At 54.7% G+C, this 24,433-nt stretch carries 19 protein-coding genes and 1 pseudogene; 4 read left to right on the top strand and 16 right to left on the bottom strand.

The features are described 5' to 3' along the window. Window position 1: 1 nt before the first annotated feature. The 15 genes and pseudogenes from AAGQ96_RS03795 to ilvI form a co-directional block, all read right to left on the bottom strand. Window positions 2-922, bottom strand: coding sequence for a D-alanine--D-alanine ligase (locus AAGQ96_RS03795; protein ID WP_342754887.1), 921 nt, complete (start codon window positions 920-922; stop codon window positions 2-4). Further along, entirely contained in the window at window positions 915-2,390 is a 1,476-nt protein-coding gene (gene murC, locus AAGQ96_RS03790; protein ID WP_147195213.1) for a UDP-N-acetylmuramate--L-alanine ligase, read from the bottom strand. Before murC ends, AAGQ96_RS03795 begins: the two co-directional genes overlap by 8 nt. A 68-nt stretch (window positions 2,391-2,458) precedes the next feature. After that, window positions 2,459-3,517: an undecaprenyldiphospho-muramoylpentapeptide beta-N-acetylglucosaminyltransferase gene (murG, locus tag AAGQ96_RS03785; protein WP_342754886.1), complete on the bottom strand. Its 1,059-nt coding sequence runs from the start codon at window positions 3,515-3,517 to the stop codon at window positions 2,459-2,461. Further along, window positions 3,514-4,728 (bottom strand): cell division protein FtsW, encoded by a 1,215-nt coding sequence (gene ftsW / locus AAGQ96_RS03780; RefSeq protein ID WP_147195209.1) that lies wholly within the window; start codon window positions 4,726-4,728, stop codon window positions 3,514-3,516. Before ftsW ends, murG begins: the two co-directional genes overlap by 4 nt. Beyond that, a complete protein-coding gene (gene murD, locus AAGQ96_RS03775) occupies window positions 4,728-6,047 on the bottom strand; it encodes a UDP-N-acetylmuramoyl-L-alanine--D-glutamate ligase (protein ID WP_342754885.1) in 1,320 nt (439 codons plus the stop codon). Before murD ends, ftsW begins: the two co-directional genes overlap by 1 nt. Next, the gene (gene mraY, locus AAGQ96_RS03770; protein WP_147195205.1) at window positions 6,047-7,129 is read right to left on the bottom strand and encodes a phospho-N-acetylmuramoyl-pentapeptide-transferase; all 1,083 of its coding nucleotides are present in this window, start codon (window positions 7,127-7,129) and stop codon (window positions 6,047-6,049) included. The genes murD and mraY overlap by 1 nt, the downstream gene beginning before the upstream one ends. Continuing rightward, entirely contained in the window at window positions 7,123-8,484 is a 1,362-nt protein-coding gene (gene murF, locus AAGQ96_RS03765; protein ID WP_147195203.1) for a UDP-N-acetylmuramoyl-tripeptide--D-alanyl-D-alanine ligase, read from the bottom strand. The genes mraY and murF overlap by 7 nt, the downstream gene beginning before the upstream one ends. Then, window positions 8,481-9,968, bottom strand: coding sequence for a UDP-N-acetylmuramoyl-L-alanyl-D-glutamate--2,6-diaminopimelate ligase (gene murE / locus AAGQ96_RS03760; protein ID WP_147195199.1), 1,488 nt, complete (start codon window positions 9,966-9,968; stop codon window positions 8,481-8,483). The genes murF and murE overlap by 4 nt, the downstream gene beginning before the upstream one ends. Then, a pseudogene (locus AAGQ96_RS03755) lies at window positions 9,955-11,710 on the bottom strand (peptidoglycan glycosyltransferase FtsI). Before AAGQ96_RS03755 ends, murE begins: the two are co-directional and overlap by 14 nt. Before the next feature lie 8 nt (window positions 11,711-11,718). Then, entirely contained in the window at window positions 11,719-12,039 is a 321-nt protein-coding gene (ftsL, locus tag AAGQ96_RS03750) for a cell division protein FtsL (protein ID WP_147195194.1), read from the bottom strand. Next, on the bottom strand, window positions 12,036-12,977 hold the full coding sequence (gene rsmH, locus AAGQ96_RS03745; RefSeq protein ID WP_342754884.1) for a 16S rRNA (cytosine(1402)-N(4))-methyltransferase RsmH: 942 nt from the start codon (window positions 12,975-12,977) through the stop codon (window positions 12,036-12,038). Before rsmH ends, ftsL begins: the two co-directional genes overlap by 4 nt. 2 nt (window positions 12,978-12,979) lie before the next feature. Then, window positions 12,980-13,438 carry a division/cell wall cluster transcriptional repressor MraZ gene (mraZ, locus tag AAGQ96_RS03740; RefSeq protein ID WP_147195188.1) on the bottom strand — a complete coding sequence of 153 codons (459 nt, stop codon included), beginning with the start codon at window positions 13,436-13,438 and terminating at the stop codon, window positions 12,980-12,982. Window positions 13,439-13,975: 537 nt separating this feature from the next. Beyond that, entirely contained in the window at window positions 13,976-14,986 is a 1,011-nt protein-coding gene (cra, locus tag AAGQ96_RS03735; protein ID WP_147195184.1) for a catabolite repressor/activator, read from the bottom strand. A gap of 200 nt (window positions 14,987-15,186) precedes the next feature. Beyond that, window positions 15,187-15,678, bottom strand: coding sequence for an acetolactate synthase small subunit (gene ilvN, locus AAGQ96_RS03730; protein ID WP_147195182.1), 492 nt, complete (start codon window positions 15,676-15,678; stop codon window positions 15,187-15,189). Window positions 15,679-15,680: 2 nt separating this feature from the next. After that, window positions 15,681-17,405 carry an acetolactate synthase 3 large subunit gene (ilvI, locus tag AAGQ96_RS03725; RefSeq protein WP_342754883.1) on the bottom strand — a complete coding sequence of 575 codons (1,725 nt, stop codon included), beginning with the start codon at window positions 17,403-17,405 and terminating at the stop codon, window positions 15,681-15,683. 914 nt (window positions 17,406-18,319) lie between these two features. On the opposite strand from ilvI, the gene leuA reads away from it, so the two are divergent. From leuA to leuD, 4 genes are read left to right on the top strand one after another with little or no spacing between them, the layout of a single operon-like run. Further along, window positions 18,320-19,888: a 2-isopropylmalate synthase gene (gene leuA / locus AAGQ96_RS03720; protein ID WP_342754882.1), complete on the top strand. Its 1,569-nt coding sequence runs from the start codon at window positions 18,320-18,322 to the stop codon at window positions 19,886-19,888. 2 nt (window positions 19,889-19,890) lie between these two features. Then, window positions 19,891-20,979, top strand: a complete 1,089-nt coding sequence (gene leuB / locus AAGQ96_RS03715; protein WP_147195177.1) for a 3-isopropylmalate dehydrogenase — start codon at window positions 19,891-19,893, stop codon at window positions 20,977-20,979. A 2-nt stretch (window positions 20,980-20,981) separates the two neighbouring features. After that, window positions 20,982-22,379 (top strand): 3-isopropylmalate dehydratase large subunit, encoded by a 1,398-nt coding sequence (leuC, locus tag AAGQ96_RS03710; RefSeq protein WP_342754881.1) that lies wholly within the window; start codon window positions 20,982-20,984, stop codon window positions 22,377-22,379. A 9-nt stretch (window positions 22,380-22,388) separates the two neighbouring features. Beyond that, window positions 22,389-22,994 (top strand): 3-isopropylmalate dehydratase small subunit, encoded by a 606-nt coding sequence (gene leuD / locus AAGQ96_RS03705; RefSeq protein ID WP_147195173.1) that lies wholly within the window; start codon window positions 22,389-22,391, stop codon window positions 22,992-22,994. Window positions 22,995-23,069: 75 nt separating this feature from the next. Here leuD and AAGQ96_RS03700 read toward each other — a convergent pair whose 3' ends face one another. Further along, on the bottom strand, window positions 23,070-24,248 hold the full coding sequence (locus tag AAGQ96_RS03700) for a sugar efflux transporter (protein WP_342754880.1): 1,179 nt from the start codon (window positions 24,246-24,248) through the stop codon (window positions 23,070-23,072). Between the last annotated feature and the right edge of the window lie 185 nt (window positions 24,249-24,433).

The raw sequence follows: 24,433 nt of genomic DNA, 5'->3' as shown, positions 1-24,433 counted from the left end.
ATCAGTCGGCCAGCTCCAGAATGCGCGCTACCAGCTGGGAGAAGCTCATTCCGGCTTGTTTAGCCGCCATCGGCACCAGGCTGTGGCTGGTCATCCCTGGCGACGTATTCACTTCCAGCAGATAAAACTGCCCGTCACCGCCCATCATCAAATCAACACGCCCCCATCCGCTACAGCCAAGCGAACGCCAGGCTTTCAGCACGATTTCACGCAGTTCAGCTTCCTGTTCAGCCGATAAACCGCTTGGACAGAAGTATTCAGTATCGTCAGAAAAGTATTTTGCTTCATAGTCATAGAACTCAGAAACGACCTGAATACGTATAGAAGGTAGTATATCGTCGCCAATTACCGCTACGGTATATTCCGGGCCGCTCAAAAATGCTTCAACCAGAACTTCGTCGTCATGGCGAAACGCTTCAACCAGTGCAGCCTGAAGCGTGCTGGCTTCATTGACACGGGAGATGCCTACGCTGGAGCCTTCACAACTTGGCTTGACGAAAACGGGTAAGCCCAGTGCCGCAATACGAGCGCGAATGTCATCACTCAGACCGGCATCCATTTCTTTACGCGTGATGGCAACGTAAGGCGATACCGGCAAGCCGCAACCCTGCCACAGGCATTTGGTACGTAGCTTGTCCATGGTGATCGCAGACGCCATTACGCCGCTACCGGTGTAAGGCACCGACAGGAACTCCAGTACGCCCTGAAGCGTGCCGTCTTCCCCGCCACGACCGTGCAGTGCGATAAAGGCTTTATCAAAGCCTTCTTCTTTCAGGCGCATTACCGGGAAGTCCCGGATATCAACAGGATGAGCATCAATACCGGCTTCGATCAGCCCGGCCAGCACCGCTTTACCTGACATCAGCGACACTTCGCGTTCAGCAGAAGTGCCACCCAGCAATACCGCTACTTTCTCAGCCATGATGAACTCCTTCTTTTGTCTGCGGTTGTAACTTTTGATCGGCCAGCTTGCGCGCAATGCGCCCAACATTCCCCGCGCCCTGCACGAGGATTAAATCGTTGCCTGTCAGTTTTGGTGCCAGCATTTCCAGCACCGCATCGTGATCTGAAACCAGGATAGGATCGACTTTGCCACGGCCGCGGATGGTGCGACATAACGAACGGCTGTCGGCCCCTGGAATGGGCGTTTCACCCGCGGAATAGACGTCCAGCATCAGCAACACATCTACCTGTGACAACACGTTAGCAAAATCGTCATAAAGATCGCGGGTGCGCGTGTAGCGGTGTGGCTGAAAAATCATCACCAGCTGCTTATCCGGCCAGCCCGCGCGAGCCGCTTTAATCGTTGCATCAACTTCGGTTGGGTGATGTCCATAGTCATCAACCAGCATCGCTGTCCCCGCTACGCCGTTAACTTCCTGCAACGGATATTCGCCCAGGAAATCAAAACGACGGCCCGTTCCCTGGAAACTTTCCAGCGCGCTGAGGATCTCTTCATCCTCAATGCCTTCTTCCGTCGCCACGGCCACGGCGGCCGCTGCGTTAAGCGCGTTATGGCGACCTGGCGCATTGAGCGTGACGCGCATCAGCGGCTTATCATGGCGGGCCAGGGTGAAATGCCCCTGCGCACCATGCTGTTCATAATGCTCAATGCGAACGTCGGCATCTTCACTAAAACCATAGGTGGTTATCTGACGTCCAACACGCGGGATCAGTTCCCGAATCACAGCATCATCAACGCACATTACCGCGCGGCCATAAAACGGCAGGTTGTGCAGGAAGTTGATAAAGGTCTGCTTCAGATTTTCAAAGTCGCCCTGGTAGGTATCCATGTGGTCGGCTTCGATATTGGTGACAATCGCCACCATCGGTTGCAGATGCAAAAACGAGGCGTCGCTTTCATCCGCTTCGGCAATCAGATAACGGCTGCTGCCCAGACGCGCATGGGTGCCTGCGGCTTTCACCAGCCCACCGTTTACGAACGTTGGATCGAGGCCGCCTTCAGCATAAATGCTGGAGACCATCGCCGTGGTGGTGGTTTTACCGTGCGTCCCGGCAACGGCGATACCGTGGCGGAAACGCATCAGCTCGGCCAGCATCTCAGCACGGCGAATGACCGGTATACGGGCTTCACGCGCCGCAACAAGCTCCGGGTTATCCTGCGAAACGGCCGTGGAGACAACCACAACGCTGGCGTCACTGACGTTCTCAGGACGATGGTTAAAATAGATGGTGGCACCAAGGCCGCTCAGATGCTGTGTCACCGCATTGGGTGCCAGATCTGAACCGCTGATTTCATAGCCTTCATTGGCCAACACTTCGGCAATACCGCCCATGCCAGCACCACCGATGCCGACAAAGTGAATGTGCCGGACGCGACGCATCTCGGGCACGATAGAACGCAGTTTTGCCAGTTGTTGTGTATTCATCTTTTCTGCCTGTCGGTGCGTTGTCGCACCTGGTTCCGGGCGAGTCATCTCGCCCCACGAAATTCTGTTTATAACGCCGCTTTACAGACTTCTGCCGCCACACGCTCGGTCGCATCAGGAACCGCTACCGCACGCGCTTTGTGGGCCATCTGCAATAAGGTAGCCCGATCCCAGGCCGCCAGCGTTTGCGCCACTGTGTCCGCAGAGAACTGCGGCTGCTCATAAATTTTTGCCGCGCCCGCTTTTTCCAGCGGCAGCGCGTTCCAATACTGTTGGCGATCTTTATGCTGGAACGGTACAAAGATGGCGGGTAAACCTGCGGCGGCGACTTCACTAACGGTCAGCGCGCCGGAACGGCATACGATCACGTCTGCCCATGCATAGGCTGCGGCCATATCATCAATAAACTCGGTGACGTTATGTCCGGTTTGTTCAACCTGCTGGTAGGCGCTGTTAACGCTATCCAGCGCGCCCTTACCCACCTGGTGCCAGAGCGTAATCTTGTCGCCAAGCTTTGCGGCTACCTGCGGCATGGTTTGATTCAAAATGCGCGCGCCCTGAGAGCCGCCAATAACCAGCACACGTACAGGCCCCGTGCGATTCGCCATACGCGCTTCCGGCAGTGGTAGCGCCAGCACGTCGGTTCTCACCGGATTGCCCACCACTTCTGCCTTTGGGAACGCACCGGGGAAAGCCTGCATCACTTTTTTCGCGATCTTTGCCAGCCATTTGTTGGTCAGACCGGCAATACCGTTTTGCTCATGCAGCACTACCGGGATGCCACAGCTCCAGGCCGCTAAGCCACCAGGCCCGGAAACATAACCGCCCATGCCCAGCACCACATCAGGCCTGTAGGCTTTCATGATGGCGCGAGCCTGACGCACGGCGGTAAAAATACGCAGCGGTGCAGCAATCAGTGCCTTCAGACCTTTGCCGCGTAAGCCGCTAATGCAAATAAAATCGATGTCGATACCGTGTTTCGGTACCAGGTCGGCTTCCATACGGTCCGCCGTGCCGAGCCAGCGCACTTCCCAGCCCTGCGCTATCAGATGGTGTGCAACGGCCAGGCCAGGGAAAACGTGTCCCCCGGTGCCGCCAGCCATGACCATCAGTCGCTTCCCTTTCATCGACTACCTCGCGTAAACGCCTGAGCTTTTGCCAGACGCGTCTCATAATCAATACGTAACAAAAATACGATGGCGGTCGACATAATAATCAAACTGGAACCACCGTAGCTGATCAGCGGCAACGTCAGGCCTTTGGTGGGCAGCATGCCTGCCGCAGCACCGACGTTTACCAGTGCCTGGAAGCTGAACCAGACGCCAATTGAGCAGCCGAGGAAACCGGCAAACCGCTGGTCAAGCTCCAGCGCACGACGGCCAATGGACATCGCGCGAAAAGCGACGAAGAATACCATTAACAGCGCCAGAACCACACCGATATAACCCAGTTCTTCTCCAATAATGGAGAAGATAAAATCGGTATGCGCCTCCGGTAAATACTCCAGCTTTTGTACCGAATTGCCTAAGCCCTGCCCCCAAAACTCCCCGCGTCCAAAGGCCATCAGAGATTGGGTCAGCTGATAACCGCTGCCAAACGGATCTTCCCACGGATTCCAGAAGGAGGTGACGCGGCGCATACGATAGGGTTCAGCAATAATCAGCAGGCATACGGCAAAAATACCGGAGCCGATGATTGCCAGAAATTGCCACAGCTTGGCACCCGCCAGGAACAGCATCGCCAGCGTCGTCACGAACAGCACAACCACCGTACCAAGATCGGGCTGTGCCAGCAGCAGTACCGCCAGGACAACCATCACGCCCATTGGCTTACAGAAGCCCCAAAAATTGTTTCGGACCTCGTCAACTTTGCGCACCAGGTAGCTGGCCAGATAGCAAAACAGCGACAGCTTGGACAGCTCCGCAGGCTGTATACGTAGCGGCCCCAGCGCGATCCAGCGCGACGCACCGTTGACCGAGCTGCCGACCACCAGAACGATCAGCAGCATCACCACCGTCACCAGCAGCATGATGTTGCTGTAGCGCTGCCAGAAGTCCATGGGGACACGCAGCGTTACCAGCCCCATCCCGAAGGCGAGCACCAGATAAAACGCATCACGCTTGGCAAAGAAGAAGGGGTCGTCCGATAAACGCTGGCCCACCGGCATGGATGCCGACGTCACCATGACAAAACCGATGATGGCAAGACCGATGGTCAGCCAGAGCAGCGTGCGGTCATAAAGCACCATTGAGCTGGCATCGCTTTCACGTGCGCCCATCACCCACTCTTTCAGGCGTTCAGAAAGCCAGCTGGCAATGCTTAAACCAGGAATACGCATCAGCCAAGCTCCTTCGCCAGTTGAGTAAAGGCGTCACCGCGCTGCTCAAAATTTCTGAACTGATCGAGGCTGGCGCAGGCTGGTGACAGCAGCACCATATCGCCTGGCTGTACCTGAACCGCAATTTGCTTCATCGCTTCAGCCAGCGTTTCCGTTTGCACCGCAATTTCAGGACGCAGCGCAGCCAGACCTGCAGCATCGCGGCCAAAGCAGTAAATCCGTACCTTGTCGCCTTGCAGATAGCTCGCCAGCGAACTGAAGTCCGCCGATTTTCCATCACCGCCTAATAGCAGCCAAAGCGTTCCCTTAACCTGCAAACCGTTGAGCGCCGCTTCAGTACTGCCGACGTTGGTCGCTTTAGAATCATTGATCCAGCGCACGCCATTGTGTTCATAAGCCAGCTGGAAACGGTGTGCCAGCCCGGTAAACGTTGTCAGCGCTTTCAGGCTGCTGCTGCGTGGCAGGCCAACGGCATCAGCCAGCGCAAGCGCCGCCAGCGCGTTGGTATAGTTGTGCTGGCCAACCAGCATCATTTCGTCGGTGTTTAAAACTTTCTCGCCTTTTACACGTAGCCAGACGCTGCCCTGCTGGCGGTTGAGGTGATAATCACCGACGTCTACGCCAAAACTGATGCAGCGCTTATCCGCACCGCGAACCGGCATGGTCATCGCATCATCAGCATTGACGACACAGACTCCAGCCTGTTCGTAAACGCGCAGTTTAGCTGCGCGATACTGCTGCATACCCAATGGATAACGATCCATATGATCTTCAGTGACGTTGAGAATGGTCGCAGCCGCCGCTTTCAGGCTGCTGGTGGTCTCCAGCTGAAAGCTGGACAGCTCCAGCACGTAGAGCTGGGCGGGCTTGTCCAGCAGCATCAGGGCGGGCAAACCAATATTGCCGCCTACGCCAACCTGCCAGCCTGCGGCTTTTGCCATCTCACCGACTAACGTAGTAACGGTGCTTTTGCCGTTCGAACCGGTGATGGCGACAATCGGCGCCTGTGCTTCACGACAGAAAAGCTCAATGTCGCCAACAATTTCCACGCCGGCTTCAGCGGCTTCCATCAGCGACAAATGGCTGAGTGCCATGCCGGGACTGGCGACGATTAGGTCAGCATCCAGCAGCCAGCTGTCATTCAGCGAACCTAACCAGCGCTCAACGTTTTCCGCCAGCTTGTCCAGGCCTGGCGGCGCGATGCGGGTATCCATCACGCGCGGCGTTACGCCACGCGCCAGAAAGAAATCAACGCAGGAAAGGCCAGTCAGGCCCAGCCCGATAATGACAACTTTTTTGCCCTGGTAGTTAACCTTCATCACCGTACCTTCAACGTTGCCAGGCCAATCAGCACCAGCATCAGTGAAATAATCCAGAAGCGCACGATGACGCGTGGTTCCGGCCAGCCTTTCAGTTCGTAATGGTGATGGATAGGCGCCATGCGGAAGATGCGCTGACCGCGCAGCTTAAAGGAGCCGACCTGTAGGATCACCGACAGGGTTTCCACCACAAATACGCCGCCCATAATCACCAGCAAAAATTCCTGTCGCAGCAGTACGGCAATCGTACCCAGCGCGCCGCCCAGCGCCAGCGATCCGACATCGCCCATAAACACCTGCGCCGGATAGGTGTTGAACCATAAGAAACCCAGCCCAGCGCCGACAATCGCGGTGCAGACAATGACCAGTTCGCCAGCGTGGCGCAGATAAGGAATATGCAGGTATTCAGCAAACTTAACGTTACCGGTTGCCCAGGCAACCAGTGCAAAACCGGCCGCGACAAACACCGTAGGCATAATCGCCAGCCCGTCCAGACCATCGGTCAGGTTCACGGCGTTGCCGGTTCCCACAATCACAAAGTAAGCGAGCACGACGTAGAACAGACCCAGCTGTGGCATAACGTCTTTAAAGAACGGCACCACCAGCTCGGTGGCAGGTGTCCCTTTGCCGGCAATGTATAAGGCAAAGGCAACGCCCAGCGAGATCACCGACATCCAGAAATACTTCCAGCGGGCGATCAGGCCTTTGGTATCTTTACGCACCACTTTGCGATAATCATCGACGAAGCCGATGATGCCAAAGCCCACCAGCACCACCAATACGCACCAGACATAAGGGTTGGTCGGATAAGCCCACATCAGCACGGAGACCGTGATGGAAAACAGGATCATTATCCCGCCCATCGTCGGCGTCCCGCGCTTGCTGAAGTGCGACTCCGGGCCATCGTTACGCACAACCTGACCAAAAGACATTTCCTGCAGGCGGGCAATCATACGCGGCCCCATCCACAGCGAGATAAACAGCGCCGTCAGCAGGCTGACAATGGCGCGGAACGTCAGATAAGAAAAGACGTTAAAGCCCGAATAAAAAGTGACCAGGTGTTCGGCCAGCCAGACTAACATGTTCCTTTCTCCTGTAAGCTCTGTACTACCTGCTCCATGGCGGCACTACGTGAACCTTTGATTAAAACGGTAATAACCGGCTGCTCATTTAGCAGCGCTTTCAGACGCGCAGTGACAGCGGCCTTGTCAGTAAAGTGTTCGCCCGTCCCGCTGGCATCGCTGATGATTTTGCTCAGTGAGCCGACGCTCAGCACTTTATCGATCCCTGCCAGGCGAGCCGCTTCGCCCACCTCGCGGTGGCACTCCTGCGCTTCGTCGCCCAGTTCAGCCATATCACCGACAACCATCACGCGATAGCCGGGCATTTCTGCCAGAACCTGAGCGGCAGCGGTCATTGAACCCACGTTGGCGTTGTAGCTGTCATCAAGCAGTAATTTGTCCTGAGCGAGCAGAATCGGGAAAAGACGTCCGGGAACGGCGGTCAGCGTGGCCAGTCCCTGCTGGATGGCGCTAAGCGGCGCATCTACCGACAACGCCAGCGCGGCGGCGGCCAGCGCGTTGGCAATATTGTGGCGGCCAGGCAGCGGCAGCTGAACCGGGATGGTGCCCGCAGGGGTGGTCATCGCGAAATGCGTACCCGTGCTGGTAATCTGAATATCGGTAGCGGAGAAATCGCTTTCGGCCTGTGGCTGAGGCGAAAAACGCCAGACTTTTTTACCGTGCAGCGTTTGCTGCCAGTGCGGCCAGTCGTTGCTGTCGGCATTCAGAATGGCGGTACCGTTCAGCGGTAGCCCCTGAAAAATCTCGCCTTTGGCTTTTGCCACGCCTGCCAGCGATCCAAACCCTTCCAGATGCGCGGCGGCCAGGTTATTCACCAGCGCCGTTTCAGGTCGGGCGATCTCAGTGGTGTAAGCAATTTCGCCCTGGTGGTTCGCGCCCAGTTCGATAACCGCATACTGATGCTTAGCCGTCAGGCGCAGCAGCGTCAGCGGCACGCCGATATCATTGTTCAGGTTGCCTGCGGTATAGAGCGTTTCACCACACTGACGCAGAATGGCTGCCGTCATCTCTTTTACCGAGGTTTTACCGGAAGAACCGGTCAGCGCAACGACGCGAGCCGTCGATTGTTGCCGAACCCAGCCAGCGAGCTGGCCCAGCGCAATACGAGTGTCAGTAACAACGACCTGCGGCACAGCAACGGGTAAGTGCTTACTTACCAATAGAGCTGCCGAACCGGCGGCAATGGCATCGCCAACCAGGTCGTGCGCGTCGAAACGCTCGCCTTTCAGCGCGATAAACAAGCAGCCAGCGCTTACTTTACGCGTGTCGGTAGTGACGTCAGCAAACGTCAGGTCGCTACCAAAAAGTTTGCCGCCCGTTAGCTCGGCCAGCTGTTGCAAAGAAAGAGCTATCATGCCATCACTCCCAATAAACGAGCGACGGTGTCGCGGTCGGAGTAGTCCAGACGACGATTGCCAACGATCTGGTAATCTTCGTGGCCTTTGCCTGCCACCAGCACAATGTCGCCTTCTTTCGCCTGCATGACGGTATTAGTTACCGCCTCCGCTCTGCCGGATACGACGCGAGCGCGACCCGGATCGAGTAAGCCAGTAAGGATATCAGCGACGATCGCAGCGGGATCTTCGCTCCGGGGATTGTCATCAGTAATCACTACTACGTCGGAGAACTGCTCGGCAATCGCGCCCATTAGCGGCCGCTTGCCTTTATCACGATCGCCGCCGCAGCCAAAGACGCACCATAGCGTGCCCTGGCAATGAAGCCGGGCCGCTTCCAACGCTTTTTCCAGCGCGTCCGGCGTATGTGCGTAGTCCACCACAACCGTCGGTTTGCCTGGCGCCGTGAAGACTTCCATTCTGCCGGTCACCGGCTGTAGCTGATGACCCGTTGCAATGAGTTCAGCCAGCGGGTAGCCCAGCGACAGCAGCGTACCCAGTGCAATCAGTAAGTTACTCACGTTAAAAGCGCCCATCAGGCGGCTTTCGATCTCACCCCCGCCCCAGCTGGAGTCGAAACGAATCGACGCGCCGTTATCGTGATAACTGACCTGCGTGGCTTGCAGCCAGCGGCCATGGCAGCCCGGCTCCAGGTTGTTCTCCATGGTGACGGCCACCGCATCCGGCAGCTTTTTCAGCCAGCGACGACCGGTTTCATCGTCCGCATTAATGATCGACTGTCCAACTGTATGTTCAGCAAACAGCAGCCATTTTGCGGACTCATAGCTCACCATATCGCCATGGTAATCAAGATGATCGCGGCTCAAATTGGTAAACGCCGCAGCGGCGAACGGCAGTGCGGCAACGCGGTGCTGCACCAGTCCATGGGAAGAAACTTCCATCGCCGCCAGCGTAGCGCCCGCTGAAACCAGCGAATTCAGGGTATGCTGCACCTCAACCGCCGAACCCGTGGTGTTTTCCGCCGGCGTGAGATGACCATACAGGCCATTGCCTACGGTCCCCATCACCGCACCAGTCTCGCCCAGCAGCTGTCCCCACTGGGCCAGCAGCTGAGTGGTGGTGGTTTTGCCATTGGTGCCGGTCACGCCAATCAGACGCAGCTTCTCGCCGGGCTGATCGTAAAAACGGCCAGCCAGCGCAGAAAGGCGCTGGGAAAGCTGTGCCAGGTAAATCACCGGCACGCCATGCATGGCTTTGATCTCGCCATCTTCCGCTTCGCCCTCGGCTTCAGCGATGATCGCCGATACGCCCTGAGCAATAGCCTGTGGAATAAAACGACGACCATCTGCAGCAAAGCCTTTTATCGCCACAAACAGATCGCCGGATGCCGCAAGGCGGCTGTCCAGAATCATCTCACGAAGCGGCAGCGAAGGCGCGCCGGGTACCCAGGGCGCCAGTAAGTCGCGCAGGTTACGATCTGTCACTCGATCCCTCACTTATTATCTACCAACTCGTTTTTGTCCGGTGGCGGTAGCGCATCAGGTTCAATATTCATGGTGCGTAATACCCCGCCCATGATGGCACCGAAGACCGGCGCGGAAACCGCACCGCCATAATATTTGCCAGCCTGGGGATCGTTGATGACCACCACCAGCGCAAAACGAGGATGACTCGCTGGCGCAACGCCAGCGGTGTAAGCAATATATTTATTCACATAGCGCCCGTCCGGCCCGACCTTTTTGGCGGTACCGGTTTTAATGGCGATGCGATAACCTTTGATGGCCGCTTTTACGCCGCCGCCGCCAGGCAGCGCCACGCTTTCCATCATGTGCATGACGGTGCGAACCAGTTCTTCCGGGAAGACACGTTGACCCGCCACTGGCGGATCAACTTTGGTGATCGAGAGCGGACGATAAACGCCATAGCTGCCGATCGTGGCATAGACTCGCGCTAACTGTAACGGCGTTACCATTAGCCCATAGCCGAAAGAGAAGGTGGCCCTCTCTATGTCAGACCACCGTTGTTTTTGGGGATATAAGCCACTGCTTTCTCCGACCAGTCCCAAATTGGTCGCCTTTCCCAATCCAAAGCGCGCGTAAGTGTCTACTAACGCTGAGGACGGCATCGCTAACGCCAGCTTGGAAACGCCAACGTTACTCGATTTCTGCAATACCCCGGTGAGGGTCAGTTCGTTATAACGCGCCACGTCTTTGATTTCATGGCCGTTGATTCGATAAGGCACGGTATTCAGGACGGTGTTTTCTTTCACCACGCCACGCTGCAATGCGGTCATCACCACCATCGGCTTCACCGTCGAACCCGGTTCGAAAATGTCAGTGATGGCGCGGTTACGCATCACGTCTTTAGTGGTTCCCGTCAGGTTGTTCGGGTTATAAGCCGGGCTGTTAGCCATCGCGAGCACTTCGCCCGTGTTGACATCAACCAGCACGGCCGTACCGGATTCCGCTTTGTTAAAGGCAACGGCATTGTTCAGTTGACGATAGACCAGCGCCTGCAGCCGTTCGTCAATGCTCAGCGCCAGATTGTGCGCGGCACGGCTGTCGACGGAAGAGATATCCTCAATGACGCGGCCGTGACGATCTTTACGCACCGTACGCTCGCCAGGCTGGCCAGTCAGCCATTTATCGAAGCTTTTTTCAACGCCTTCAATTCCCTGCCCATCGATATTGGTGAAGCCAATCAGATGCGAAGTGACCTGGCCGGCCGGATAGTAACGACGCGACTCTTCACGCAGGAAAATGCCAGGAAGCTTAAGCTTTTTGATGTAGTCGCCAATGGCAGGATTGACCTGACGCGCCAGATAGACGAAGCGTCCTTTCGGGTTGGCATTCACACGGGCGGCCAGCTGATCGAGGGGAATAGAAAGCGCATCCGAAAGTGCCTGCCAGCGGCTGTCGAGCGTAATGCCGCCTTTATCATGCAGCTCTTTGGGATCGGCCCAAATGGCGTTGACCGGCACGCTGACGGCCAACGGCCTTCCGGCGCGATCGGTGATCAAACCGCGTGAAGTAGGAACAGCCTGCACACGCAGAGAGCGCATGTCGCCCTCCCGCACCAGCTTATCCGGGTTAATAACCTGTAAATAAGCCATACGCGCCAGCAAACCGCCCAGCGCGAGCAGGATGCAACCGCAAAGCAAAGCAAAACGCCAGCTGACAAAGCTGGCCTGATCTTCCTGCCGTTTTAACTTAGGCGTTGCTTTCATTCCGTCTCTTATGGCTGTACCACGATATTTTCCTGCGCAGGATCGACATGCTGCATTTGCAGTTTTTCCGTTGCCGTCCGCTCTACCCGGCTGTGATCGCCGAGGGCATTTTCTTCCAGGATCAGGTTGCGCCATTCAATGTCCAGCGCATCCCGCTCCAGCACTAACTGCTCGCGCTGTGCCGTGAGCAAGCGCGTCTTATGCGCTGTGGTCACAACTAACACCGCAGAAATCAGCACGGCGACAGCCAGGATTATCGGCAACTTGCCGTGGCGTAAAATATCGCCTGCAATAACGGCCGGTAAACTGTGTCGCTCGTTGCCAATCAAGATGCGGTCCTCTCGGCAATACGTAATACAGAGCTACGCGCCCGTGGATTCTCTGCCACTTCCGCTTCACCCGGCATCATTTTACCCAGCGCTTTCAGCTGACGGCCGCCAAGCTTGCTCAGCTGCGCTTCCGTCATTGGGATCCCCGCGGGCACCTGTGGGCCACGGCTTTGTTCACGCATAAAACGTTTCACGATGCGATCTTCCAAAGAGTGAAAGCTGATCACGGACAGACGGCCCGTGGGTGCCAGCGCAGAGAGGGCGCCTTTCAGCGCTTTTTCAATCTCGTCCAGCTCGCTATTGACCCAAATACGGATCGCCTGGAAGCTGCGCGTCGCGGGATGTTTAAACTTGTCTTTGACTGGCGTCGCGACATAGATCACCTCGGCCAGCTCTTTGGTACGCGTCATCGGCTGCTCGCGGTTGCGCTCAACGATGGCGCGCGCAATACGTTTAGCAAAGCGCTCTTCACCAAAGGTTTTCAGCACAAAAGCAATATCGCTTTCTTCTGCCTGCAAGAGCCATTCAGCGGCCGACAGGCCTTTAGTGGGATCCATGCGCATATCCAGCGGTCCGTCGCGCATAAATGAAAAACCGCGCTCGGCATCATCCAGCTGCGGTGACGAAACGCCAAGATCCAGCAAAATACCATCGATACGTCCCGTCAGTCCGCGTTCTTCGGCATACTCAGCCAGCGCGGAAAAAGGGCCGTGAATAATGGTAAAGCGCGGATCGGTGATAGCGGCGGCGGCGGCGATAGCTTGTGGATCACGGTCAATAGCATACAAGCGCCCCTGTTCTCCCAGCTGTGAGAGGATCAGTCGTGAATGCCCGCCGCGTCCAAAGGTGCCATCGATATAGATGCCGTCAGATTTGATATTGAGACCGTTAACGGCCTCGTCCAACAGCACCGTGGTATGTTTGTAATTTTCCTGCATAGCTATAACGACAAGTCCTGCAAACGCTCAGAGAGTGGTTCCTGAGTCGACTGCTCCGCGTCAATATCTTCCCTGACTTGTTGATACCAGGTCTGTTCATCCCACAGCTCAAATTTATTAAACTGCCCAACCAGCATCACTTGTTTGGCCAGGTTCGCATGCTGACGAAGCGTATTCGCAATCAGCAGACGCCCTGCATTATCCATCTGGCATTCACTGGCATGTCCGAGCAACAGACGCTGTACGCGGCGTTCCTGCGGATTCATGCTGGATAAACGAGCCAGTTTGCGTTCAATGATTTCCCATTCGGGCAAGGTATAAAGCAGCAGGCATGGCTGGTGGAGGTCAATGGTACAAACCATTTGCCCCGCGGATTCCCCGATCAGCGTTTCGCGATAGCGCGTTGGCACGGCAAGCCGCCCCTTGCTGTCGAGATTGACTAACGTTGCTCCCCGGAACATGCCAGTCTCACCCTCCAGTCACCACTTTTCACCACATTTTCCCACCGGAGGAGTTTACGGAGCGGAGGAAATCATTGTCAAGCTGCTGCTGGGCTGCGGAGGAGGTTTTCTTTTCGCGTTAAATAGCTGAAAAGTTGAAAAAGAACAGGCTTTAGGTGAAATTTGAAAAATAAACTGATGAATAATGAAAGGAATTTCCGCTGCAAATTTAAATTGTTCAAAAATATACCAATTCAAAGCGGCAAATTCGGTCTGATCAACTTTGCGACGCGGGTTGCATTTTAAGGTATTTCTTAAAATTTTCCTACCCTGTCCGCGCTACGTCTGGCCTGGTGAGAAACGGGGAGGGTTAACCGCTTAATATTGGTGAGGGTTTAAGAAAGTGAAAAGGGGTTAACGGGTTTGTCTTTACTTTTATTTACGCTCTCACCGCCTGAAAATCATTCAGGCTATAACCATTCAAGAGAACGGGCGGATATTAAAACCAGCATTAAAAAATCAGACAGGGGAATGCCGCCTGATTTTTTAACGGGCCCTTTACCCTATTTTGCGGCTTAAACGGCCACGTCGGTAAAGATTGCGTCGAATGCGGGTTAAGCCAGGCTTAGGTTTGCGAGGCTCATCCAGGCTGGCCAGCACCAGTTCCAGTACCCGCTCAGCCACGTCACGATGGCGCTGCCCTACGGCAAGCACAGGACAATCGAGAAAATCCAACAGCTCGTGGTCGCCAAAGGTGGCGATGGCCAGATCCTTTGGTAAACGCCCTTCGCGCTTTAGGGTGGCGTCTATCACCCCCTGCAACAAACCAAAGGATGTGGTAAAAAGCGCATCCGGCATTTCATTGTTTTCCAGCCAGTTTTCAAACAACGCCGCCGCGGCAGTACGCTCAAAACTGTTGGCATAGATGAAATCTATTTTCCGCTCGTCGCCTTTCCATGCCTCACGAAAGCCCATTTCTCGTAAAAAGCTGACCGAGAGTTCGGGTAAGGCACCCATAAAGAGAATGGATTCAGCAGACTGTTTACGTAACTCCGCGGCCAGCATTTCTGAATCATCCTGATCCGCCCCAACGACGCTGGTAAAGTGCTCACGATCGAGCGCCCGGTCAAGCGCGATAATCGGCAAGGGATCGTTGATCCAGCGCTGATAGAAAGGGTGTTCCGGCGGCAGAGAGGTCGAGACAATAATCGCATCGACCTTGCGTTGCAGCAGGTGCTCCACGCAGCGCATTTCGTTATCAGGCTGATCTTCCGAGCAGGCGATCAGCAACTGATAGCCACGCTGACGCGCCTGCCGTTCAAGATAATTAGCAATACGCGTATAGCTGGTATTCTCCAAATCAGGAATAACCAGTCCGATGGAGCGTGTCCGCCCGGCGCGCAGCCCCGCAGCAACCGCATTCGGATGGTAATTATGCTCGCGTACCACCGCCATCACTTTCTCGACGGTTTTTTCGCTGACACGATACTGCCTGGCTTTACCATTAATCACGTAGCTGGCCGTCGTGCGCGATACACCAGCAAGGCGCGCAATTTCATCCAGTTTCACAATAACCCCACGCTTAAGGCACCCGATCGGCGCAGATAATAGCCACGTCGCGGCTAAGGTTAAGATAATCTACTACATCTAACAGCAGAATAGTTTAGCCCGCAACCGCTTTTAATCGTACACGGGAGCTTTCTGGCAAAAATAAAAAAACCCGACATTACGCCGGGTTAGAAGCAAAGCGGAATAATCACGCGGAGAAATCAGCGCATAATACGTTCGCCACGCGCCACGCCAACAATGCCTGAACGTGCAACCTCTACGATTTCAGCGACCTCACGCACGGTGCTCAGAAACGCATCCAGCTTATCGCTACTGCCGGCAAGCTGAACCGTATAAAGCGAAGGTGTCACATCGACGATTTGCCCGCGGAAGATCTCAGCGCTGCGTTTAACCTCTTCACGGCCGTATCCCGTCGCCTGGATTTTAACCAGCATGATTTCCCTTTCAACAAAAGCACCCTGGCCCAGTTCGGTAACGCGCAGGACGTCTACCAGCTTGTGGAGCTGCTTTTCGATCTGCTCCAGCACTTTTTCATCGCCGACAGTCTGGATAGTCATGCGGGACAACGTTGGGTCATCAGTTGGCGCAACGGTCAGGCTTTCAATGTTGTAACCGCGCTGTGAGAAAAGCCCCACCACGCGCGATAAAGCGCCGGATTCATTTTCCAGTAATACCGATAACACACGACGCATAATTAAGTCCTCTCCGTTTTGCTCAACCACATCTCGTCCATCCCGCCGCCGCGAATCTGCATTGGGTATACATGCTCGGTACTGTCTACGTTGACATCGACAAACACCAGACGGCCCTTACTCAATTCTTCCAGCGCCTCGGTGAGCTTTGATTCAAGCTCATGAGGATGATTGATGCCGATACCGACGTGGCCATAGGCTTCAGCCAGCTTCAGGAAATCGGGCAAGGACTCCATATAGGATTGCGAATGGCGACCGGAGTAGATCATGTCCTGCCACTGTTTTACCATGCCGAGATAGCGGTTATTCAGGCTTAATACCAACACCGGCAAACCATATTGCAGGGCGGTAGAAAGTTCCTGAATATTCATCTGGATACTTCCGTCACCGGTCACGCAGACCACCGTTTCTTGCGGCAACGCCAGCTTCACACCCAGCGCCGCAGGCAGACCAAAGCCCATCGTGCCCAGACCACCGGAATTGATCCAGCGTCGTGGCTTGTCGAAAGGATAATAGAGCGCGGCGAACATCTGGTGCTGACCAACATCAGATGTCACATAGGCGTCACCGTTCGTCAGGCGCCAAATCGTTTCAATCACCGCCTGCGGTTTAATTTTTTCACTGTGGCGATCGAACTCGAGGCACTGACGGCCTCGCCACTGTTCAATGCTCTGCCACCAGTCACGCAGGCTGTCGAAATCCTGCGGGTTTTCACCCTGCGTCAACAGCTCCAGCATCTGGCTCAGAACATATTTCGCATCGCCGACGATCGGAACATCTGCCGACACGGTTTTGGAGATCGACGCAGGATCGATATCAATATGCAAGATGGTAGCGTCAGGACAATACCTGGCCAGATTGTTGGTTGTCCGGTCATCAAATCGCACGCCGACGGCAAAAATCACATCCGCGTTGTGCATGGTCATGTTGGCTTCATACGTGCCATGCATACCGAGCATACCCACGCTCTGACGATGCGTACCTGGGAAAGCCCCCAGTCCCATCAGCGAACAGGTAACAGGTACGTTGAGCTTTTCCGCTATCTCGCGCAGTTCATCATCACAAGCCGCATTAATGACGCCGCCACCCGCGTAAATCACCGGTTTTTTGGCAGCTAATAAGGTTTGCAGCGCACGCTTGATTTGACCTTTGTGGCCTTGAGTCGTCGGATTGTAAGAACGCATACTGACCGATTCCGGCCATATATACGGCAGCTTGTTAGCCGGATTCATCATGTCTTTCGGTAAATCGATCACAACCGGCCCCGGGCGACCGCTGGCGGCCAGCCAGAAGGCTTTTTTCATTACCGTTGGGATCTCTTCCACCTGCCGAACCATAAAGCTGTGTTTCACAATGGGACGGGAAATGCCGACCATATCGCATTCCTGAAAAGCATCGTAGCCAATCAGTGACGAAGGCACCTGCCCGGAGAGCACCACCATAGGAATGGAATCCATATAGGCAGTCGCGATACCGGTAATCGCATTCGTCGCGCCTGGACCTGAAGTGACCAGTACGACGCCTGTTTCACCGGTAGCGCGGGCATAACCATCTGCCATATGGACGGCGCCCTGCTCATGGCGCACCAGCACGTGATCGATACCGCCAACGGTTTGCAAAGCGTCATAAATGTCCAGAACAGCCCCGCCGGGGTAGCCAAACACATGTTTTACGCCCTGATCGATTAACGATCGGACCACCATCTCGGCTCCTGACAACATCTCCATTTTCGCCTCCAGGCTTTAAGGTGCTGATTTATCTAAGCGCGCGGCAAAAAAATATCGCCACGGAACGGTCTGCGCTCATATAAGTTCAAAACCCGTTTTTATTTACATCTGGAAAATATTTCCAGCATTCAGGTACAGGGCATAGCCCATATTATTTTTGCTTTGAGTTAATGGATTACCATAACCGCAGAAAACGTGGCAGGCAAACGGCCTGATGAACGGCTGAGAAAGTACAGGTAAGCCAAGCCACTGCACATTTAGCCGAGTTATCGACAATTACACTGACTGATTGCCTTGAGAAAAGCGGTTTATACTGCCGGAAGATTCATTTTCAGTGTGATCGTTTCATTATTAAAATCAGAACAGGCTTTATTAAAGCGTACCTGTTCAAACATCCGGGCTATTTTAGTTTTATCTGCTAATAGCGAATATTTATCTGAAACAATAAACTAAACACACCGGTATTATCAGTGAGGGGAAGCCATAAGAAAAACCTTTTAAAAACCATTATAAACAGCAAGTTGCATAAGAATTACCTGTGAAAAAAAACGACATTTCCCCACGCCCGCTTTTTTCAGTGCAATCATCCTTCCTTTTTCTTCTGTCAGGCCGTTCAGCCTCAGAATATTTTCCCCTAAACAAAATTGATTTGCCGTTTATAACCTTGTTATCCGGGTTGACATCGCCCCCTTTTTTCAAGTATCAATAAAGGAACAGCAAATTTATGAGGTCTGATTCAATGATTCGTACTCTCCTCCTACCAGGTCTACTACTAAACGCATTTTACTGCGCGGTAGACTTGTGGGCGGAATGAATCACTGATTCAGGCTTACAAACTAAAGAACCCGCGCAAATGCGCGGGTTTTTTTATGCTCGCAGCAAATGGCGACGCAAACACGACAAGGAATTACTTCATGAGCCAACAAGTTATTATTTTCGATACCACTCTGCGTGATGGTGAACAGGCATTACAGGCCAGCCTGAGTGTGAAAGAGAAACTGCAAATCGCGCTGGCGCTGGAGCGGATGGGCGTTGACGTGATGGAAGTCGGTTTCCCTATCTCCTCACCTGGTGATTTTGAGTCGGTACAGACCATCGCCCGCCAGATAAAAAACAGTCGTGTTTGCGCCCTGGCCCGCTGCGTTGAAAAAGATATTGATGCCGCTTACGAAGCGCTGCGTGTGGCAGAAGCCTACCGAATCCATACCTTCCTGGCGACGTCACCGATGCATATCGCCACCAAGCTGCGCAGCACGCTGCCGGACGTGATTGAGCGCGCCGTGACCATGGTGAAACGCGCTCGTAACTACACCGACGACGTTGAGTTCTCTTGTGAGGATGGTGGACGTACGCCAATCGACGATCTGTGCCGTGTTGTTGAAGCCGCTATTAACGCGGGTGCGACCACCATTAACATTCCTGACACAGTCGGCTACACCCTGCCAAATGAATACAGCAACATCTTTACCCAGTTGCGCAATCGCGTCCCAAATATTGATAAAGCGATTTTGTCCGTCCATACCCATGATGATTTAGGCATGGCTGTCGGCAACGCGATTGCTGCGGTCCAGGCGGGTGCTCGCCAGGTTGAAGGCACCATCAACGGTCTGGGCGAACGCGCCGGTAACTGCGCGCTGGAAGAGGTGATCATGGCGATCAAAACCCGTAGCCAGATCATGAACGTGCAGACCAGCATCAATCATCACGAAATTTACCGCACCAGCCAGCTGATCAGCCAGATTTGTAATATGCCGATCCCCGCCAACAAAGCCGTGGTCGGTACCGGCGCTTTTGCTCACTCTTCTGGTATTCATCAGGACGGCGTGCTGAAAAACCGCGAAAACTACGAAATCATGACCCCGGAATCTATCGGCCTGAATCAGGTGCAGCTGAACCTGACCTCACGCTCGGGCCGTGCCGCCGTGAAGCATCGTATGGACGAGATGGGCTACAAAGAAAATGACTACAACCTGGACAGCCTGTACGACGCCTTCCTGAAGCTGGCTGATAAGAAGGGCCAGGTGTTTGACTACGATCTGGAAGCCCTGGCGTTTATCAACAAGCAGAACGAAGAACCTGAGCATTTTCGTCTGGACTACTTCAGCGTGCAGTCGGGTTCCAGCGTAATGGCAACCGCGTCGGTGAAACTGGGCTGCGGTGAAGAAGTGAAGTCCGAAGCGGCGACGGGCAATGGTCCGGTCGATGCCGTTTACCAGGCGATTAACCGTATTACTGACTTCGATGCAGAACTGGTGAAATATCAGCTGACGGCCAAAGGGCACGGTAAAGATGCGCTGGGCCAGGTAGATATCGTGGTGAATTACAACGGCCGTAAGTTCCATGGCGTAGGTCTGGCGACGGATATCGTTGAATCCTCAGCCAAAGCGATGATCAATGCGCTGAACAACATCTGGCGCGCACGTCAGGTCGAGCAGGAACTGCAACGAAAATCTCAGGCTAACGATCAAAAGGAAGCGGTGTAATTATGTCAAGGACCTATCATATTGCGGTTTTGCCCGGCGACGGTATTGGCCCGGAAGTGATGGCTCAGGCCAGCAAAGTACTGGAGGCGGTGCGTCAACGTTTTGCCATGCGCATCACCACCAGCGAATATGACGTCGGCGGTATTGCCATTGACCGCCACGGCGAGCCGCTGCCTCAGGCGACCATTGCCGGTTGCGAACAGGCCGATGCCATTCTGTTCGGTTCGGTAGGCGGCCCGAAATGGGAACATTTGCCCCCTGCTGAGCAGCCTGAGCGCGGCGCGCTGCTGCCGCTGCGTAAACATTTCCGCCTGTTCAGCAACCTGCGTCCGGCCAGCCTGCATCAGGAGCTGACCGCGTTCTGCCCGCTGCGTAGCGATATCGCCGCCAAAGGGTTTGATATTTTGGTCGTCCGCGAGCTGACTGGCGGTATCTATTTCGGCCAGCCAAAAGGCCGCGAAGGCAGCGGCCAGCATGAACGCGCCTTCGACACCGAAATTTATCACCGCTTTGAAATCGAACGCATTGCCCGTATTGCTTTTGAATCCGCACGCAAACGTCGCAAAAAAGTGACCTCCATCGATAAAGCCAACGTGCTGCAATCTTCTATTCTGTGGCGGCAAATCGTAACCGAAGTGGCGCAGGATTATCCGGACGTCGAGCTGCATCATATGTATATCGACAACGCCACTATGCAGCTGATCAAAGAACCTTCCCAGTTTGACGTCATGCTCTGCTCTAACCTGTTCGGCGATATTCTTTCCGACGAGTGCGCGATGATCACCGGTTCGATGGGCATGCTGCCCTCGGCCAGCCTGAACGAGCAGGGTTTTGGCCTGTTTGAACCTGCGGGTGGCTCCGCACCCGATATCGCCGGTAAAAATATTGCTAACCCCATTGCCCAAATCCTGTCGCTGGCGCTGCTGTTGCGCTACAGCCTCGATGCGGCCGACGCGGCCGATGCCATCGAGCAGGCCATCAGCCGCGCGCTGGCAGAAAATTACCGTACCGGCGATTTAGCCGGCAACGGTAAAGCGACCAGCACCGAGGAAATGGGTTCGATTATTGCCCGGTTTATCCGCGAAGCCTGATTATGAAAACATTATACGAGAAGCTGTTTGACGCGCATGTCGTTTATGAAGCACCCCGTGAAACGCCGCTGTTGTACATCGACAGGCATCTTGTCCATGAAGTGACATCAGCGCAGGCCTTTGATGGTCTGCGCGCGCATGGCCGCCCGGTGCGCCAGCCGTCAAAAACCTTTGCGACAATGGATCATAACGTCTCCACTCAGACGCGAGACATCAACGCCAGCGGCGAAATGGCACGCATCCAGATGTCAATGCTCATCAAAAACTGTGAAGAGTTTGGCGTACGGCTGTATGACCTCAAGCATCCTTTTCAGGGCATCGTGCATGTGATTGGCCCCGAGCAGGGCATGTCTCTGCCAGGCATGACCATTGTCTGCGGCGACTCGCACACTTCCACGCATGGCGCTTTTGGCGCACTGGCGTTTGGTATCGGCACCTCGGAAGTTGAACACGTGCTGGCAACGCAGACGCTGAAGCAGTCTCGTGCAAAAACCATGAAGATTGAGGTGATCGGTCAGACCGCGCCGGGGATTACCGCTAAAGATATTGCGCTGGCAATTATTGGTAAAACCGGTAGCGGCGGCGGTAACGGTCACGTGGTGGAGTTTTGCGGTCAGGCAGTTGAAGCCCTGAGTATGGAAGGCCGTATGACGCTGTGCAATATGGCGATTGAACTGGGCGCGAAAGCGGGCCTGGTCGCGCCGGACGACACCACGTTTAATTACGTTAAAGGTCGACAGTTCGCGCCGAAGGAAGCCGCCTGGGACCAGGCGGTTACTTACTGGCGCACGCTGAAATCCGACACTGGTGCGCGGTACGATAAAGTCGTCACGCTGAAGGCGGAAGAGATTGCACCACAGGTAACCTGGGGCACCAATCCAGGCCAGGTGATTGCCGTTAACGAACGCATCCCCGATCCGGCCTCGTTCAGCGATCCGATTGAACGTGCTTCGGCCGAAAAAGCGTTAGCTTATATGGACTTGAAAGCCGGAACGCGACTGACCGATGTGAAGATCGACAAAGTCTTTATCGGTTCCTGCACCAACTCGCGTATTGAAGATTTACGCGCGGCGGCTTTGGTGGTGAAAGGCCATAAGATTGCGGCGGGCGTTCAGGCCTATGTCGTACCGGGTTCCGGTCCGGTGAAAGCGCAGGCGGAAGCGGAGGGTTTAGATAAAATTTTTCTGGATGCCGGTTTTGAATGGCGCCTGCCTGGCTGCTCCATGTGCCTGGCGATGAACAACGATCGCCTCAGCCCTGGAGAACGCTGCGCTTCCACCAGCAACCGCAACTTCGAAGGTCGCCAGGGGCGCGGCGGGCGCACGCATCTGTTAAGCCCGGCAATGGCTGCCGCTGCGGCGGTCGCAGGGCATTTTGCCGATATCCGCGAGCTGACTTAAGGGATCGTTATGGCTAAAAAATTCACCCAACACACCGGCATCGTGGTGCCGATGGATGCGGCTAACGTTGATACCGACGCCATCATTCCTAAACAGTTTTTGCAGATGGTGACGCGCACCGGCTTTGGCCGCAATCTGTTCTACGACTGGCGCTATCTTGACGCGGAAGGCCAGATCCCTAACCCGGAATTTGTATTAAATAAACCTGAGTTTCGCGGCGCGAGCATTATGCTTACCCGCGAAAACTTTGGCTGCGGCTCTTCACGTGAACATGCGCCCTGGGCGCTGACCGACTATGGCATTCAGGCGATTATCGGCAGCGATTTCGCAGACATCTTTGCCAATAACTCCTTCAACAATCAGCTGCTGCTGGTGACGCTGAGTGAAGAGGAAGTCGAGGAGCTGTTCCAGCGGGTTGCCGCGGATCCAGGCATCAGCTTCACCGTTGATCTGGAAAACCAGCAGGTCATTGCCGGTGAGAAAGGTTATGCGTTTAGCATCGACAGCTTCCGTCGTCACTGCCTGATTAACGGGCTGGATAATATCGGCCTGACGCTTCAGCACGATGCGGATATCACCGCTTACGAGCAGCAGCAGCCCGTGTTTTTGCGCTAGCGGATTTAAACAACCTCCCCAAAGCGTGCTGCACCAGCGTACAGCACGTTTTTTTACCTCTTAAAATTCAGAAACTCAAACATCCTTCACTTTCACCGACATCGCCAGCGCCGCCAGCGACAGAATCAGCGCGCCCCAGTAAACCGAATAATGGCCGAAGCTTTCGGCTAATGCGCCCTGCAAAACGCCCGCAAGGATTACGCCGGTTGAAATGCTGTTGGTGAATAACGTTGTTGCTGCGCCCGGCCTGCCTGGCATCAAATCCTGAAAATAGAGCATGCCGATCCCGGCGATAATCCCAATAAAAATGGCGTTGAAAATTTGCAGCGCCATCAGGGCCGCCCGCGAATGAAACAGCACCAGCCCCAGATAAAACACCACGCCGGACAGCACCGCAAACAGCATCATTTTACGTTTACCAAAGCGCTTCACATAATGACCCGCCAGCAGCATCGCCGGGATCTCCAATCCTGCCGCCACGCCCATCAGCAGGCCGGCTAGTTTGTCCGGCAATCTCAACACGCTGCTGATATAAAGCGGCATATCAATGATATACATGGTATTGCAGGTCCACATTAGCAGCGAGGCGATAAACAGCAGGCGCACATCCTTGTTTTTCCAGGCGCTTATCTGGGTCACTAATACCTCAGGCGATTGCTCAACCCGTGGAACAGAGGGCAGCGCAAACCAAATCAGTGCAATACAAACCACAAACAGGCCTGCGGCGATAGCAAACATGGTGGTAAAGCCATAATTCAGCGCCAGCGCAAAGGAAAGCGGCGGGCCGACAACCCAGGCAAGCGACAGCTGAGCACGCATTACCGAGCTGAACATCACCACTTCTCGCGCCGAACTGTCGGCATATTCACGTGCCAGGGCGAAAATTTGTGGCATCGAGACGCTGGCGATCGCTGAAAGCAGTACGCCGAAGGTAATCAGCGTCAGGTAATGACGGTTAAAAGCGAATAACAGCGCGTTGCCTACCGCCATCAAACAGCAAAACAGGATCAGCATCCGTCGGTCACCACGGTTATCCGAACGTTTGGCCAGCAGCAGGCTGACCACAATCCCGGCAATAGCGTTAACGGTATAAAACAGCCCAACCCAAAACGGACGCACTTGCACTTCGCGAGTCAGAAACAGGCTTAAGGTAGGTGCCTGAAGCGCACCCGCAACCCCGACCATAAAAGAGACGGCCATAAAAGCGAGATACACAGGATTGATACGACGGCCGGGCGTGAGAAGCGATTTCATAACTGATCCTTCAAGGAAAAATATCGCGACAGCAGGGAATAACGAAGCATAGAAGAAAACATGCAATGAAAAAAGCCAGCAGGCAAAACGCCCGCTGGCTGGTGAAACAGCACCATACTCAGATCGTAAAAAAATGAAATGTCAGAGCGCCATTCAGAGAATGCCTCCCGCTCTTTCATCCGCTT

This window comes from Pantoea sp. MBD-2R, assembly GCF_039134845.1.
GTDB lineage: Bacteria > Pseudomonadota > Gammaproteobacteria > Enterobacterales > Enterobacteriaceae > Erwinia.
This window is presented reverse-complemented; position numbering and strand designations above follow the sequence as displayed.

What these genes read in the sequence shown, in the direction of transcription:
- AAGQ96_RS03795 (WP_342754887.1), bottom strand. Translation starts at nt 922, where the DNA reads ATGGCTGAGAAAGTAGCGGTATTGCTGGGTGGCACTTCTGCTGAACGC.
- murC (WP_147195213.1), bottom strand. Translation starts at nt 2,390, where the DNA reads ATGAATACACAACAACTGGCAAAACTGCGTTCTATCGTGCCCGAGATG.
- murG (WP_342754886.1), bottom strand. Translation starts at nt 3,517, where the DNA reads ATGAAAGGGAAGCGACTGATGGTCATGGCTGGCGGCACCGGGGGACAC.
- ftsW (WP_147195209.1), bottom strand. Translation starts at nt 4,728, where the DNA reads ATGCGTATTCCTGGTTTAAGCATTGCCAGCTGGCTTTCTGAACGCCTG.
- murD (WP_342754885.1), bottom strand. Translation starts at nt 6,047, where the DNA reads ATGAAGGTTAACTACCAGGGCAAAAAAGTTGTCATTATCGGGCTGGGC.
- mraY (WP_147195205.1), bottom strand. Translation starts at nt 7,129, where the DNA reads ATGTTAGTCTGGCTGGCCGAACACCTGGTCACTTTTTATTCGGGCTTT.
- murF (WP_147195203.1), bottom strand. Translation starts at nt 8,484, where the DNA reads ATGATAGCTCTTTCTTTGCAACAGCTGGCCGAGCTAACGGGCGGCAAA.
- rsmH (WP_342754884.1), bottom strand. Translation starts at nt 12,977, where the DNA reads ATGCAGGAAAATTACAAACATACCACGGTGCTGTTGGACGAGGCCGTT.
- mraZ (WP_147195188.1), bottom strand. Translation starts at nt 13,438, where the DNA reads ATGTTCCGGGGAGCAACGTTAGTCAATCTCGACAGCAAGGGGCGGCTT.
- ilvN (WP_147195182.1), bottom strand. Translation starts at nt 15,678, where the DNA reads ATGCGTCGTGTGTTATCGGTATTACTGGAAAATGAATCCGGCGCTTTA.
- ilvI (WP_342754883.1), bottom strand. Translation starts at nt 17,405, where the DNA reads ATGGAGATGTTGTCAGGAGCCGAGATGGTGGTCCGATCGTTAATCGAT.
- leuA (WP_342754882.1), top strand. Translation starts at nt 18,320, where the DNA reads ATGAGCCAACAAGTTATTATTTTCGATACCACTCTGCGTGATGGTGAA.
- leuB (WP_147195177.1), top strand. Translation starts at nt 19,891, where the DNA reads ATGTCAAGGACCTATCATATTGCGGTTTTGCCCGGCGACGGTATTGGC.
- leuC (WP_342754881.1), top strand. Translation starts at nt 20,982, where the DNA reads ATGAAAACATTATACGAGAAGCTGTTTGACGCGCATGTCGTTTATGAA.
- leuD (WP_147195173.1), top strand. Translation starts at nt 22,389, where the DNA reads ATGGCTAAAAAATTCACCCAACACACCGGCATCGTGGTGCCGATGGAT.
- AAGQ96_RS03700 (WP_342754880.1), bottom strand. Translation starts at nt 24,248, where the DNA reads ATGAAATCGCTTCTCACGCCCGGCCGTCGTATCAATCCTGTGTATCTC.